This is a genomic window from Saccharospirillum salsuginis (assembly GCF_014651855.1).
In the GTDB taxonomy this organism is placed as follows: domain Bacteria; phylum Pseudomonadota; class Gammaproteobacteria; order Pseudomonadales; family Natronospirillaceae; genus Saccharospirillum; species Saccharospirillum salsuginis.
Window position 1 is genome coordinate 22046 of the sequence record NZ_BMXR01000001.1, and the last position, 14406, is coordinate 36451.

At 58.4% G+C, this 14406-nt stretch carries 10 protein-coding genes; all 10 read right to left on the reverse strand.

Translation table 11 applies throughout. The annotated features are described in order from the left end of the window. Positions 1-96 precede the first annotated feature (96 nt). The gene (locus tag IE111_RS00115; RefSeq protein ID WP_189606463.1) at positions 97-1638 is read right to left on the reverse strand and encodes a SpoVR family protein; all 1542 of its coding nucleotides are present in this window, start codon (positions 1636-1638) and stop codon (positions 97-99) included. Beyond that, positions 1635-2918, reverse strand: a complete 1284-nt coding sequence (locus tag IE111_RS00120; protein WP_189606464.1) for a YeaH/YhbH family protein — start codon at positions 2916-2918, stop codon at positions 1635-1637. Before IE111_RS00120 ends, IE111_RS00115 begins: the two co-directional genes overlap by 4 nt. A gap of 90 nt (positions 2919-3008) precedes the next feature. Beyond that, on the reverse strand, positions 3009-4931 hold the full coding sequence (locus IE111_RS00125) for a PrkA family serine protein kinase (protein ID WP_189606465.1): 1923 nt from the start codon (positions 4929-4931) through the stop codon (positions 3009-3011). 598 nt (positions 4932-5529) lie between these two features. Continuing rightward, positions 5530-6228 (reverse strand): uracil-DNA glycosylase, encoded by a 699-nt coding sequence (ung, locus tag IE111_RS00130; RefSeq protein WP_189606466.1) that lies wholly within the window; start codon positions 6226-6228, stop codon positions 5530-5532. Then, positions 6225-7220 carry a YhdH/YhfP family quinone oxidoreductase gene (locus IE111_RS00135; RefSeq protein WP_189606467.1) on the reverse strand — a complete coding sequence of 332 codons (996 nt, stop codon included), beginning with the start codon at positions 7218-7220 and terminating at the stop codon, positions 6225-6227. Before IE111_RS00135 ends, ung begins: the two co-directional genes overlap by 4 nt. 55 nt (positions 7221-7275) lie before the next feature. Further along, positions 7276-8202: a sugar phosphate isomerase/epimerase family protein gene (locus IE111_RS00140; RefSeq protein ID WP_189606468.1), complete on the reverse strand. Its 927-nt coding sequence runs from the start codon at positions 8200-8202 to the stop codon at positions 7276-7278. Beyond that, a complete protein-coding gene (locus IE111_RS00145; protein WP_189606469.1) occupies positions 8199-9971 on the reverse strand; it encodes a putative bifunctional diguanylate cyclase/phosphodiesterase in 1773 nt (590 codons plus the stop codon). Before IE111_RS00145 ends, IE111_RS00140 begins: the two co-directional genes overlap by 4 nt. A 250-nt stretch (positions 9972-10221) precedes the next feature. Further along, a complete protein-coding gene (locus tag IE111_RS00150; RefSeq protein WP_189606470.1) occupies positions 10222-10752 on the reverse strand; it encodes an adenine phosphoribosyltransferase in 531 nt (176 codons plus the stop codon). Between the two features lie 125 nt (positions 10753-10877). Further along, entirely contained in the window at positions 10878-12167 is a 1290-nt protein-coding gene (locus IE111_RS00155; protein ID WP_189606471.1) for an NCS2 family permease, read from the reverse strand. A gap of 706 nt (positions 12168-12873) precedes the next feature. Next, positions 12874-14358: a malate dehydrogenase (quinone) gene (gene mqo, locus IE111_RS00160; RefSeq protein ID WP_189606472.1), complete on the reverse strand. Its 1485-nt coding sequence runs from the start codon at positions 14356-14358 to the stop codon at positions 12874-12876. Positions 14359-14406 lie beyond the last annotated feature (48 nt).

The window sequence follows — 14406 nt, forward strand, 5'->3', positions numbered from 1 at the left end:
AGACCCGGCCCCAACCTTAATAGTCAGAAAAAAGAGCCGCCTGGGTCCGTTCGGATTCGCACCGATAACGGACCGAGCGGCCTATACTCAGTCCGATCAGACGTATTTCAGCCCTTCTTCCAACGCCTGATCCGGCGATTTATCCTTCGGCGGCATGTGGTAGCTTTGGCGCAGCACGTCACCGTCCACGGAATGCAGGTGGACATCGAAGCCCCACAGTCTGTGCAGGTGCTTCATCACCTCTTCGGCATCCTTGTTCAATGGGATGTTGTTGTGCCGGGTATGGCGCAAGGTGATCGCCCGGTCGCCACGCAAATCGACATCAACTACCTGAATGTTGGGTTCGCGTGTGCTCAGGTTGTACTGCTCGGCCAGCAGTGAACGCAGTTTCCGGTAGCCCTGTTCATCGTGGATGGCGGTGATTTCGTACTCGCTCTCGTTTTCGTCGTCGAATACGGCGAACAGGTGCATATCGCGCATGACCTTGGGCGAGAGATACTGCTGAATAAAGCTCTCGTCCTTGAAGTTCTCCATGGCGAAATGCAGGGCATCGAGCCAGTCCGTACCCGCGAGGTCCGGGAACCACTCCCGGTCTTCATCGGTGGGGTTTTCGCACATCCGGCGGATATCGCGATAGATGTTGAAACCCAGGGTATAGGGGTTAATGCCGGAATAAAACCGGGAATCGTAGGGTGGTTGATACACCACGGCGGAGTGGCTCTGCAGAAACTCCATCATGAAGCCTTCGGTAATGTAACCCCGATTGTAGAGCTCGTTCATCAGGGTGTAATGCCAGAAGCTGGCCCACCCCTCGTTCATCACCTGCGTCTGGCGCTGTGGGTAGAAATACTGCGCCAGCTTGCGCACGATGCGTACCAGCTCCCGCTGCCAGGGTTCAAGCAGCGGCGCGTTCTTCTCGATAAAGTAGAGAATGTTTTCCTGGGGTTCCGCCGGGTAACGGCTCCGCGTCTCTTCCTCTTTCTTGCTCTCCGGTACCGGGATGGTGCGCCACAACAGGTTGACCTGCTGTTGCATGTAGGCTTCACGTTCCTCCTGACGCGCCCGCTCTTCGGCGGCGGAAATCGGCGATGGCCGTTTGTAGCGGTCGACACCATAATTCTGTAGCGCGTGACAGGAATCCAGAACCCGTTCGACCTCGCGCACACCGTAGCGCTCCTCGCACTGGGTCACGTAATTCTTGGCGAACACCAGATAGTCGATGATGGCGGATGCATCGGTCCAGGTCTTGAACAGATAGTTGTTCTTGAAGAAGGAGTTATGCCCATAGCAGGCATGCGCAATCACCAGCGCCTGCATCGGCATGGTGTTTTCTTCCATCAGGTAGGCGATGCAGGGGTTGGAGTTGATGACGATCTCATACGCCAATCCCATAAAGCCACGCTGATAATTCTGCTGGGTTTGCAGAAACTGTTTACCGTAGGACCAGTGATGGTAACCCACGGGCATGCCAATGGACGAGTAGGCGTCCATCATCTGCTCGGAGCTGATGATCTCGATCTGGTTCGGATAGGTATCCAGCCGGAATTCCTGGGCGATCTCGGCGATCACCCGGTCGTATTCCTGGATCAGTGGAAAGGTCCACTCGCTGCCGGTTGAGATCGGTTCTTTACGTCTCATGCGGATTTCCTCTGAAACAGTTGACGGAACACAGGATAGATGTCCGACGGGTCGATGATCTGTTCCATGGCGAAACTGTCTGGGTATTCCTTACGCACCTGCTCGTAGGCGTACCAAAGCGCCTGATGGTCGCGCGGCGTGATCTCGATGTAGGAGTAATACTGCACCAACGGCATGATCGAGTTCGCCAACAGCTCGCGACACTGGGGCGAGTCGTCGTTCCAGTTGTCGCCATCCGAAGCCTGGGCCGCATAGATGTTCCAGGCATTGGGCGGATAGCGGTCCTTGACGATGTCCGACATCATGCGCAGCGCGCTGGAGACGATGGTGCCCCCGGTCTCCCGGCTGTAGAAAAACTCTTCCTCGTCGACCTCTTTGGCGCTGGTGTGGTGGCGAATGAAGACCACTTCGATCTTCTCGTAGTTGCGCCGCAGGAACATATACAGCAACAGGAAGAAGCGCTTGGCCATGTCCTTGGTGTTCTGCGTCATCGAACCGGAGACGTCCATCAGACAGAACATGACGGCGGCATTGCTCGGTACCGGCACCTTTTCATTGCGGTTGTAGCGCAGATCGAAATCGTCGATGAACGGTAGCCGTTTGATCTTGGTTTCGAGCCGCTGCAGCTCTTCCTGCCAATCGGCCAGCGCCCGGCCGTCGCGCAGCGCTTCGTCTTTCGCCATTTCGTCTTCGATCAGGCCTTTCAGTTCCTTGACGCGACGACGCGACTTGCCACTCAGGGCGATGCGGCGCGCATGCGCATTGCGCATGGAGCGGACGATATTGATGCGGTTGGGCACGCCCTGATTGGTAAAGCCGGCGTGGCGGTACACAAAGTCGCTCATTTCCTTGAGGTCTTTGCGCACCAGGTTGGGGAGTTCGAGGTCTTCGAACAGGAATTCGAGAAACTCGTCCTGGGTGATGGTGAAGGTGAAATCGTCCATCCCCTCGCCGGTGTTGGACGCATCGCCACCGCCCTGGCCCTGTCCGGCACCGCCCTGGGGTTTGCGAATGCGATCGCCGGTGTTGAACTCCTTGTTACCGGGGTTGACGATGGTTCGCGTACCGCCCTGGCCGTGACCGATGGTCGGCTCGTGGATGTCTTCCTGAGGAATGGAAATGGACTCGCCATGTTCCATATCGGTGATCGAGCGCTTGTTGACCGCTTCGTTCACCGCCTTTTTGATGTGTTTGCGGTAGCGTTCAAGAAACCGCCGGCGATTGACCGCGCTTTTGTTCTTGCCGTTCAAGCGGCGGTCAATGACATAACTATTGATCATAAATCGACCTCACGACTGGGCGGCAGTGGCACCTGGGGTGCCACTGCGCTGTCTTGTCGTCTGACGGCCCTCCTGTGGGACGCACAGCGATTACGAGGACTTCCTTACACGCAGGTACCATTCACTCAACAGCCGTACCTGTTTCTCGGTGTAACCGCGTTCTGTCATGCGGTGCACGAAGTCCTGATGTTTCTTCTCGTCCTCTTTGGAGGATTTCGCCGAATAGGAAATAACCGGCAACAGGTCCTCGGTATTGGAGAACATCTTCTTCTCGATGACCGCGCGGAGCTTCTCGTAACTCTGCCAGCTCGGGTTGCGGCCTTCGTTGTTGGCGCGTGCCCGCAGTACGAAGTTGACGATCTCGTTGCGGAAATCCTTCGGGTTGGAGATGCCCGCCGGTTTCTCGATTTTTTCCAGCTCCTCGTTGAGGGCGGCGCGGTCGAGGATTTCGCCGGTCTCCGGATCCCGATACTCCTGGTCCTGAATCCAGAAGTCGGCGTAGGTGACGTAGCGGTCGAATATGTTCTGTCCGTACTCGGAATAACTCTCCAGATAGGCGGTCTGAATTTCCTTGCCGATGTATTCGACGTACCTCGGCGCCAGGTATTCCTTCAGATGCGTCAGGTAGCGATCGTGCACGTCCTGCGGGAATTGTTGCTGCTCGATCTGTTCTTCGAGCACATAGAGCAGGTGGACCGGGTTGGCCGCCACTTCGGTGGCGTCGAAGTTGAACACCTTGGACATGATCTTGAAGGCGAAACGCGTGGACAGCCCGTCCATGCCCTCGTCGACACCGGCGGCGTCCTTGTATTCCTGAATGGTCTTGGCTTTCGGATCCGTGTCTTTCAGGTTCTCACCGTCGTAGACACGCATCTTGGAGTAGATACTGGAGTTTTCGGGCTCCTTGAGCCGCGATAGTACTGAGAACTGCGCCATCATACGCAGTGTATCCGGTGCGCAGGGGGCTTCGCGCAACGAACTGTTCTCGATCAGCTTACGGTAGATCTTGATCTCTTCGCTGACGCGGGTGCAGTACGGCACTTTGACGATGAACACCCGGTCGAGGAAAGCCTCGTTGTTCTTGTTGTTACGGAACTGCTGCCATTCGGATTCGTTCGAGTGCGCCAGGATAGTGCCGTGGAACGGAATGGCACTCATACCCTCGGTGGCGTTGTAGTTGCCTTCCTGGGTAGCGGTCAGCAAGGGGTGAAGCACCTTGATCGGGGCCTTGAACATCTCGACGAATTCCATCAGGCCCTGGTTGGCCTTACAGAGTGCGCCGGAGAAGCTGTAGGCGTCCGGATCGTTCTGCGGGAAGTCTTCCAGTTTGCGAATGTCGACCTTACCGACCAGGGCGGAAATGTCCTGGTTGTTTTCATCCCCGGGTTCGGTCTTGGCCACGGCGATCTGGTCGATGATCGACGGATACAGCTTGACCACCCGGAACTGGGAGATATCGCCGCCGTATTCGTGCAGGCGCTTAACCGCCCAGGGCGACATGATGGTTCTGAGGTAGCGGTCCGGAATGCCGTAGCGTTCCAGCAAAATGGAACCGTCTTCATCGGCATCGAACAGGCCCAGCGGGCTTTCATAGACCGGTGAGCCCTTGATGGCGTAAAAAGGAATGTTCTGAATCAGCTGCTTCAGCCGCTCCGCCAGGGACGACTTACCGCCCCCGACCGGGCCCAACAGATACAGAATCTGTTTCTTCTCTTCGAGCCCCTGGGCCGCGTGGCGGAAATAGGAAACGATGTGTTCGATCGGCTCTTCCATGCCGTAGAATTCTTCGAAGGCCGGGTAGCGACGAATGATCTTGTTGGAAAAAATCCGGCTGAGCCGAGGGTCTTTGGCGGTGTCGATCACCTCGGGCTCGCCGATGGCCGCCAGCATGCGTTCGGGCGCGGACGCATAGGCCATCGGATCTTCTTTGCACAGCTCCAGATATTCCTCCAGGGAATATTCCTCAAGCTGACGAGATTCATAACGTGTTTGATAGTGTTTGAATAGTTCCATGTACGACCCCCTTGAAAGAAACGCGCTTGCTCTTTCCCTGTACGACGCCTGTCATCACTGTTGTGGTGCCACACCCTGGATTACTCCAGTAAAGGTAGCACGGTTTGTGCCAAACAGTTTATGACGCCGTCACATGGCGACTGCTCGACCCCTGGTTCCTGGGTGCCCGGGCATCCCGATCGCATTCGACGGGTAAAGCGACCCGATTTTTGACACCAATCAACTTTGCTTGAATGCCGTTAGATCTGCATCGGCGATGGCCGATACCGTGGGGCGGTTTCAATTTCGACCCGGCTCCCCGATCCAGATGTAACACCATGCAGTCAAAGCTCTTTACATCTTTTAGCCTAGCCCAAGCCTGTAGAAGTTGCTGAAATTTCGTCACTTTTTTTTGCGTCTTTACAGTCGAACAAGCGCACGCGAATAATTGTTTTAAACAAATCCGGGGAGGTTTCAAACCCTGATGTGACGTGGGTCTCACGCTTTTACAACGTTGGGGAGTTCAAGGCTCTTTTTTGCGAGGCAAGTCAGGACTTTCGGACTTCTTCCCGACAGGATTTTTACCGTGAGAAGAAGACCGAACAGGGCGAGTGATTGATCAGGGTTGCCAATTTATTGGCGTCTGGCCGGTCCCTCTCAAGTAGACATTGGCTTTGGAAAAATGATTCGACCCGAACCAGCCCCGGTGGGCGGACAGGGGCGATGGATGCGGTGCTTCGAGGACACAATGACGCTCCCTGTCAATGAACCGGCCTTTCTTCTGGGCATAACTGCCCCAGAGCATGAACACCAGGTGGGTCCTGTCGGCATTCAATCGTTCTATGACGGCATCGGTGAACTGTTCCCAGCCCTTGCCCTGGTGGGCACCGGCGCTGCCCTGCTCGACCGTCAGCACGGCATTGAGCAGTAACACACCCTGTTTGGCCCAGGCCGTCAAATCCCCGTGCTCAGGTGGCTGGATGCCGACATCCTGTTGCAGTTCCTTGTAGATATTCTTGAGACTTGGCGGCGGGCGCACGCCTTCCCGGACGGAAAAGCTGAGGCCGTGGGCCTGCCCGGGGCCATGGTAGGGATCCTGTCCGAGGATGACCACTTTCACCTGGTCGAACGGCGTCAACTGCAGGGCACGAAACACCTGATCGCCCGGCGGGTACAGCGTCTTGCCCTCGCCGGCACGGGTCTTGAGAAAGTCCATCAGGTGGCGGGCATAGTCCTGATCGAATTCCGGGTTCAGCCGCTGCTGCCAGCCGGCTTCCAGTTCGGAATGCTGAAAGTCCAGTTTCCAGGCGTTCGTCATGGCGCCTCCATATCGATCAAGGCGCGCCGCTGGATCTTGCCGGCCAGCATCGCCTCAACGCGCGGACTGACCTGGTCGAGCAGGATGGTGTCGCACAGGCCGGCGAGCTTGGGCAACGACCAAAGTTTGGCGAACTTGGCGAATACCCGCTTACGGGCTTCCAACGGTGCATCCGCGCTGGCCACACCGAGCAGGTTGACGCCGCGCAAAATAAAGGGGTAGATCTCGGCCGGTATCTTTGTTCCCCCGACGATGCCGCACGCGGCGACAGAACCGCCGTATTTCAGACTCTTCAGGATGTTCACCAGTGTCTGGTCGCCCACGGTATCGATGGCGGCCGCGTAGGTGCCGGCCAACAGGGCTTTCTTCTGCGGTTCGGACAGCGCCTCGCGCGGCAGGATCTCGGAGGCGCCCAGTTCACGCAACCAGTCGTGCGCCTCGGGTTTGCCGGTCACCGCTGTCACCGTATACCCCAGTGTGGCGAGCAGATGCACCGCGATACTGCCCACGCCCCCGGTCGCTCCGGTGACCAATACCGGGCCTTGAGAGGCCCGCAGGCCGTTATCGAGCAATTTTTCCAGGCAATATGCCGCGGTTACCCCGGCCGTACCCAGGCGCATGCTGTCCGCCATGGATAATCCGTCGGGCAGGGTCACGATCCAGTCGGCGGGTACACGAATGTAGTCGGCGAAACCGCCATCGGTATTCATGCCCAGGTCGAAACCGAGAACCACCACTTCGGTTCCGGGCTCGAACCGGCCACTGCGGTCCCGCTCGACGACGCCGGCGGCATCGATGCCCGGTGTGTGTGGATAGTGCCGGCTGATGCCCTTGTGGCCGTTGGCGGAGAGCGCGTCCTTGTAGTTCATGGACGACCAGTGCACCCGGACCAGAACATCGTGGTCGGGCAGTTCATCCAGGGAGCGGGTCTCGATCGCACGGGTGATGCCCGAGTCCGTCACGTGCACCCGTAGAGCTCGGTATGAGGTCATGGTCTGGCCTGTTCAGTCGTTGAGATAGACCAAAGGCTACCAAAAGCGCCCGGGCTCAAACAGTCAGCGCGCGGATGAAATCCAAACTCCGTTCAATCCCGGTCACCGGATCCAGGGTCGGATCTTCGTGTTCTATGCTGAACATGCCGTCGTAACCCGTGGCGATACATGCTGCGATAAACGCCTGCCAGAAGCCTTCGTCATGACCACGACCGGGAATGGCGAACTCCCAGGCCGGGGTGATGTCCGGCGTACGCGGGCGCGGATCGAGCATGCCCCAGAGTGCCTGCTCGCGTTCGTCCGCCAGCCAGTCCTTGATGTGGACATGATGCAGCGCATCGCCCAACAGGCGAACACCCGCCAGCGGGTCCAGACCCTGCCACCAGAAATGGCTCGGGTCCAGGTTCACCCCGATACTGGGGCCACAGGCTTCGCGCAACATCAACAGTGTGCCCGGCGAGTGCACCAGAAAACCGCCATGAGGTTCGATCGCGATGCGCACATCCAGCGATTCGGCTAATGCCGCGATGCCCTGCCAATAAGGAATCAACTGGGTTTCCCAGACCTCGGTCCAATAATGGCTGTAGTCGGTCGGCCAGCCCAGCACCGGCCAGTTGAATTGACCGCCCTGCCCGCCTACGCCGGAAAAGGTCACCACGGTTCGAATGCCTAACCGATGGGCCAGGTGCAGCGTTTGACGCAGCGTCTGGTCGGCCAGATCCGCCTGTATGGAATCCGGATGCAACGGGTTGCAATGACAGCTCAACACCCGGTGCCGGATGCCGGCGTCGTCGAGTTGCTGTCGAAAGGTTTCAATCTCTTCCGGTGCGTTCATCAGATGCCGGGCGTCGGCATGGTGCGTGCCGGGGTAACCGCCGCAACCGATTTCCAGCGCGTCGACCCGCCAACGACGGGCCAGATCGAGCACCTCGGACAGGTCGGTCTCGGGGAAGGGTGCGGTGAAAAAGCCCAGTGGGTTCATACGCGCCTCTGCATCGGGTCGAATTGACGTTCCAGTGCGTCCATCGTCATCGGATGGGCAAAATAGTAGCCCTGCATGCGGCTGACCCCCAAGTCGCGGAAGAAATGCACTTCCTCGGCCCGTTCCACGCCTTCGGCGACGATGTCCAGCTCCAGCGAACGGGCCAATTGAACAATGGCTCGCACCACTTGTTGCTGGTCCCGCCGCTGATCGACACGGTCGACAAAGGAACGGTCGATCTTGAGCACGTCGATGGGGAATCGACAGAGATAGGACAGGCTGGAGTAACCGGTACCGAAATCGTCAATGCTGATCACAATGCCCAGGGCCCGCAATCGATTCAGCGTTTGGGTTACCGCTTCTTCCTGGCCCATGAGAATGCTTTCGGTCAATTCCAGCTCGAGCCGCTCCGGTGGCACCTTGTGGTGATTCAACAGCGTTTCCAGGCGATCGGCGAACCCGGTCTGATGCAGCTGAATGGCGGACAGATTGACGGAAACGGTCACCGGGTCCAGCGGTTTGGAGGACCAATGCGCCAACTGTCGGATCACGCTGTCGAGCACCCAATCGCCGAGGTCGATGATCTGCCCCGTCTGCTCGGCCAGGAAGATGAACTCGTCCGGGGGAATCCGTCCACGGCTCGGATGCTGCCAGCGAACCAGCGCCTCCAGGCCGACCAGAGACTCGGTATGGCAATCGATCTTCGGTTGGTATTCGATGAAGAAGTCGTCCTGTTCCAGAGCCTGCTTGATCTCCTTGCGGATCGACATGCGAAACAGGGACTGTTCACCCAGGGCCGGTTCGAACCGGTAGGAACGATTGCGCCCGCGATGTTTGGCCTGATACATGGCCAGGTCGGCGCTGCGCAGCAGGTCTTCGTAATCGTCGCCATCATCCGGGTAATAACTGTAGCCGACACTCGCGGTGACCTCGTAACTGAGGCTGCCCAGGGTGACCGGCTTGGCCAGTGTGGCCAGGGTTGTGTCGATCCACGCCTCCAGTGCCTCGGCCGAAGCCAGGTCGGTGAGGAACAGCACGAATTCATCGCCGCCAAACCGGCCGGCCCAGCCGTGATCGGCCACCAACCGGCTCAACCGACTGGCCAACAGACGCAGCATCTTGTCACCGGCCCGATGACCGAGCGTATCGTTGATGTACTTGAAGTTGTCGAGATCGATAAAGATCAACCCGGCGCGGGCATCGGCCTGCCCTTTCAGGTATTCCTGGCAACGCTGCTCCAGGCACATGCGATTGGGCAGACTGGTCAGGTAATCGTGATGGGCCAGGTGTTTGATGTAGGCTTCGGCCCGCTTGCGTTCGGTGATGTCCCGAGCCGTACCGGCGGTGCCGATAATATCGCCCCGTGCGGAGCGAACCGGCACTTTGGTGGTTTCAGCCCAGGCCTCGGCGCCGTTCTCGCCGGTAATGCGTTCTTCGACCACCCGGGACTCGCCGGATTCGATGACCTTGCGATCGTCTTGCAGGTAGTCCAAAGCCTGATCGCGGGGGCTGATGTCCAGATCGGTCTTGCCGATCAGATTCTCCGGCGGCAACTTGAATGCCCGGGCGAATTGCTGATTGACCAGCAGGAAACGGCTGTCGCGGTCCTTGATCCAGGTCAGATCCGGTATGCTGTCGATCAACGCCTGAAGGTGGTTCTGGTGCACGCGCTCGCGCCGGGTCCTGGCCCGGAAATACATGAGCATTAAGGTGGCTATCACAGCCCATACCGCCAACGCGATCCACAACCACGTTTCTAATGACCACATAGAATTTCCTGACCGCGCATTTATACCCCGCTTTAATTATTATTGTAGTCGGCTTGAGTATAGACAGAAGTGTCCGCCCGGGGACAGTACCGAGTGGTTCGTGCGTTAAGTTCGGTAACTAAGGAGCACAGCCAGAGTGTACAGGGCGAGGCGGTGAACCGCAGACATAGCACCGCTCTTTCAAGGTTCACCAACGAAGTCCTGTGCATTCTGGCGAAGCGAACAGTTACCGAACTTGGCGCATGGACCACTAGTCACCTTCGTATTGGCACAGGGCGTGAAAGCCGAAGCCAGCGTCCAGCACCGCCTGGCTGCCGCCCAGGGCGGGCAGGTCGACAATGGCGGCGCATTCGTGAACGTCGGCACCCAACCGCTGCACCAGCTTGCAGGCCGCCATCAGGGTGCCGCCGGTGGCGACCAGATCATCAATCACCAACACCCGTTGGCCGGGATCCAGGGCATCCGCATGGACCTGCAGAATGGCTTCGCCATACTCCAGTTCATAGGCTTCCTCGAAGGTATCGAACGGCAGTTTACCTTGTTTGCGCACCGGAACGAACGCGAGACCAAGCTGATACGCCAGGGGGGCGCCCAGGATAAAACCGCGGGCGTCGATGCCGACGACAGCATCGAGACCGACCGGCTGATAACGATCGATAAAGGTGTCGATCAACTGGCGGAAGACCGGACCGTTGGAAAGTAAGGTGGTGATGTCCCGGAACTGGACACCGGGTTTCGGCCAGTCGGGAACGGTGCGGATATAGTCTTTCGGGTCGAACATGCTGTCTCGCTTGGCTTTGCTTGAATCGACATTGTAACGACACGATCCCATTATGGCGATTACCTGCGGGAACCAAAGTCCGCACGCGCCGCCGCGTGCGAACCATGGTTCCTGCGGGCTATGTCCTACAGCCAGATGTACTTCAGCAGCGCCAGAGCGGAGATGATGTAGACGCTGATATTGACCTCTCGACCCTTGCCGGCGAGCACCTTGACGGCGGCATAGGTCAGGAAACCGATCGCGATACCTTCGGCGATGGAGTAGGTCAGCGGCATCATGATGGCGGTGACGACAACCGGCGCCGCCTCGGTCAGGTCGCTCCAGTCGACGCTGGCGATCGATGAAATCATCAGAACCGCGACGAAAATCAGCGCCGAAGCGGTGGCGTACGCCGGGATCATTTGCGCCAGCGGCGAGAAGAACAACGCCAGCAGGAACAACACCGACACGGTCAGCGCGGTCAGGCCACTGCGACCACCGACAGCGATGCCGGCACCGCTTTCAATGTAGCTGGTGGTGGTGGACGTGCCCAGCAGGGAACCGGCGACCGAGGCGGAGCTGTCGGCCATCAGCGCTCTGCCCAAACGTGGCAGCTTGCCGTCCTTGTCGAGCAGTTTGCCCTCTTTCGCCACTGCGACCAGGGTGCCGGAGGTGTCGAACAGATCGACGAAGAGGAAGGCGAAGATCACTGCGAACAGACCCAGTTCGATGGCGCCCAGAATGTCGAGCTGCAGGAAAGTGGCCCCGAGACCGGACGGCATGGCCATAACGCCGTTGTATTCGACCAGACCGAAGAAGGCACCGATGACGGTCACACCGAGAATCCCGATGATGACGCTGCCGGTGACCTTGCGATAATGCAGTGCCGTGATCAAGGCGAAACCGATGAAGGTCAGGATCACTTCTGGGGATTTGACGTCGCCGAGACCGACCAGGGTGGCGGGGTTGTCGACGACGATACCGGCGTTTTGCAACCCGATGATGCCGAGAAACAGACCGATGCCGACGGCGATGCCGGTTTTCATCGAGGCGGGAATGGCGTTGATGATCCATTCACGCACTTTAAAGACGCTGAGCAGGAAGAACAGAATACCGGACCAGAAGACCGCGCCGAGGGCGATCTGCCAGCTGTGGCCCATGCCGAAGACGACGCCGTAGGTGAAGAAGGCGTTCAGCCCCATGCCCGGTGCCAGAGCGACCGGGTAGTTGGCAAACAGACCCATGATGGCGGTGCCGAAGGCGGCGGCGATACAGGTGGCCACGAAGACGGCGTTGAACGGCATACCGGTTTCGGAGAGTATGCCCGGGTTGACGGCGATGATGTACGCCATGGTGAGGAAGGTGGACAGCCCGGCCAGTAATTCGGTACGGACGTCGGTGCCCAGTTCGCGCAGCTTAAAGTATTTTTCCAGCATCTTATTATCCCACTCCTGACCGGTTACCCGGGTCATCCAGCCGAGTTCCCGGTCTTGTTGTTATGATGTCATCCATTGAGGCGCGATTTTCACAGATTTTACAGCGATCGACACCTCTGGACCGTTTGGTCAGCTTTCTCTTTAGCAGGTGTTGTGCCAAGTGTTGGGGTGAGTGAGGAGACAGTGGCTGGGCTGAGTACGGCACAGTTACATTTCGTGGCGGGAATGCGCACCCGGTGCCGGGGTAGCCCTATTCGGGGTCGCCATGAACCCATCCATGGGGGCTTGGCGGTAGCCATCCATGGCTACCGACATCCCCGAATAGGGCTACCCCGGCACCGGTCGCTCTATACTCAGTCACCGTTGTAACCGTTATTCCCAAAAGATTGTTACGTTCTTGGAAGGTGTTTTATTGTGCATCGGCTTCGGTCTACGGGTCACCTGCACCTTACGATAGAGGGTTGAGAGGTCTGGTCATCGACAACGGATACCGGAGAGCACAGCAGTCCAGTGCCGGTTGCGGGGTAGGCCTATTCGGGGGTGTCGACAGCCATGGATGGCTGTCGCCAAGCCCCCAGGGATGGGTTTATGGCGACCCCGAATAGGCCTACCCCGCAACCGGCACGGGTTTTGGCAAGGATGGTGATTTATACCGAGGCACCCAGAAAGCCAATGCCTCCAAAGGTGCCTCAAAGCAGTGCGAAACTCAGGGGTTGAGCTTCAATGTGGACAGGGTCCGGGCGCGGACGGATTTAAGCAGGTCGGCGTCTTCGATCAGGGACTGACCGTAGGACGGGACCATGGCTTTCATCTTTTCCTGCCATTCCGGCGTCGCCATCCGCTCCGGGAAGCAGTCTTCCACGATGTTGATCATCGTCTGGACCGCGGTAGAGGCGCCTGGAGAGGCACCCAGCAACGCGGCCAGTGAGCCGTCTTCGGTGGCGATGACCTCGGTGCCGAATTCCAGCTTGCCGCCCTTTTTCGGGTCTTTCTTGATGATTTGCACTCGCTGACCGGCGATGGCCAGTTCCCAGTCCTCCTCGCGCGCGTCGGGGTAGAACTTGCGCAAAGCGTCGACGCGGGACTTGTGGGACTGCATGACTTCGCTGATCAGGTAGCGCGTCAGATCCATGTTGGCCATCCCGGCGCACAGCATGGGTTTGAGGTTGTTCGGACGGACGGATTTGACCAGATCGAGGAAGGATCCTTGCTTGAGGAACTTGGTGGTGAAGCCGGCGAAGGGTCCGAACAGCAGGGCTTTTTTACCGTTGATGATGCGGGTGTCCAGGTGCGGGACGGACATCGGCGGTGCGCCGAGCGGGGCTTTGCCGTAGACCTTGGCGTGGTGCTGTTCGACGACTTCGGGTTTGCGACACACCAGCCATTGGCCGCTGACCGGGAAACCGCCGTAGCCGTACCCTTCGGGAACGCCGGATTTTTGCAACAAGGGCAGCGCGCCACCACCCGCACCGAGGAATACAAAACCAGCATCGATGGATTTGACTTCGCCTGTATCAAGATCTTTCGCAGTGATGGCCCATCGTCCATTGGCTTTGTGATAAAGATCTTTGACCTCGTGTTTGAGCTTGAGGTCGAAACCGTCTTGTTTTTGCAGATTTCCGACCAGGTGACGGGTCAGGCCGCCGAAATCGACGTCGGTGCCGTACGGAACCCGAGTGCCGGCGACTTTTTCGCTGGGGTCGCGGTTCTGCATGACCAGGGGCATCCATTGACGCAGGGTATCCCGGTCTTCGGTGTATTCCATGTCGGCGAACAGGTGGTGGGCTTTGAGTGTTTCATAGCGCTTTTTCAGGAAGGCTACGTTTTTGTCGCCCCAGACGAAGCTTTTGTGCGGCGCCCGATTGATGAAGCGGTCCGGCTCGGGCATGGAGCCTTCTTCGACCAGGTAGGACCAGAACTGGAGGCTGACTTCGAAGGCGGAGTTGATGTTGAACGCCTTGGTGGTGTCGATACTGCCGTCGGCCTTGACCGGCGTGTAGTTGAGCTCGCAGTAGGCGGCGTGTCCGGTGCCGGCGTTGTTCCAGCCGTCGGTGCTTTCCTGTGCGACGCTGTCCTGCTTTTCGAGCATGATGATTTTGAGGGAGGGATCGAGCTGCTTGAGCAGCATTCCCAGGGTGGCGCTCATGGCACCGGCCCCAACTAGCACTACATCTGCGGTTGTTGCGGTCATTGCGATCTTCGCCCGTTTGATTTGAAAGCGGTCTGGTAAACGCCTCGG

What these genes read in the sequence shown, in the direction of transcription:
- IE111_RS00115 (WP_189606463.1), bottom strand. Translation starts at nt 1,638, where the DNA reads ATGAGACGTAAAGAACCGATCTCAACCGGCAGCGAGTGGACCTTTCCA.
- IE111_RS00120 (WP_189606464.1), bottom strand. Translation starts at nt 2,918, where the DNA reads ATGATCAATAGTTATGTCATTGACCGCCGCTTGAACGGCAAGAACAAA.
- IE111_RS00125 (WP_189606465.1), bottom strand. Translation starts at nt 4,931, where the DNA reads ATGGAACTATTCAAACACTATCAAACACGTTATGAATCTCGTCAGCTT.
- ung (WP_189606466.1), bottom strand. Translation starts at nt 6,228, where the DNA reads ATGACGAACGCCTGGAAACTGGACTTTCAGCATTCCGAACTGGAAGCC.
- IE111_RS00135 (WP_189606467.1), bottom strand. Translation starts at nt 7,220, where the DNA reads ATGACCTCATACCGAGCTCTACGGGTGCACGTGACGGACTCGGGCATC.
- IE111_RS00140 (WP_189606468.1), bottom strand. Translation starts at nt 8,202, where the DNA reads ATGAACCCACTGGGCTTTTTCACCGCACCCTTCCCCGAGACCGACCTG.
- IE111_RS00145 (WP_189606469.1), bottom strand. Translation starts at nt 9,971, where the DNA reads ATGTGGTCATTAGAAACGTGGTTGTGGATCGCGTTGGCGGTATGGGCT.
- IE111_RS00150 (WP_189606470.1), bottom strand. Translation starts at nt 10,752, where the DNA reads ATGTTCGACCCGAAAGACTATATCCGCACCGTTCCCGACTGGCCGAAA.
- IE111_RS00155 (WP_189606471.1), bottom strand. Translation starts at nt 12,167, where the DNA reads ATGCTGGAAAAATACTTTAAGCTGCGCGAACTGGGCACCGACGTCCGT.
- mqo (WP_189606472.1), bottom strand. Translation starts at nt 14,358, where the DNA reads ATGACCGCAACAACCGCAGATGTAGTGCTAGTTGGGGCCGGTGCCATG.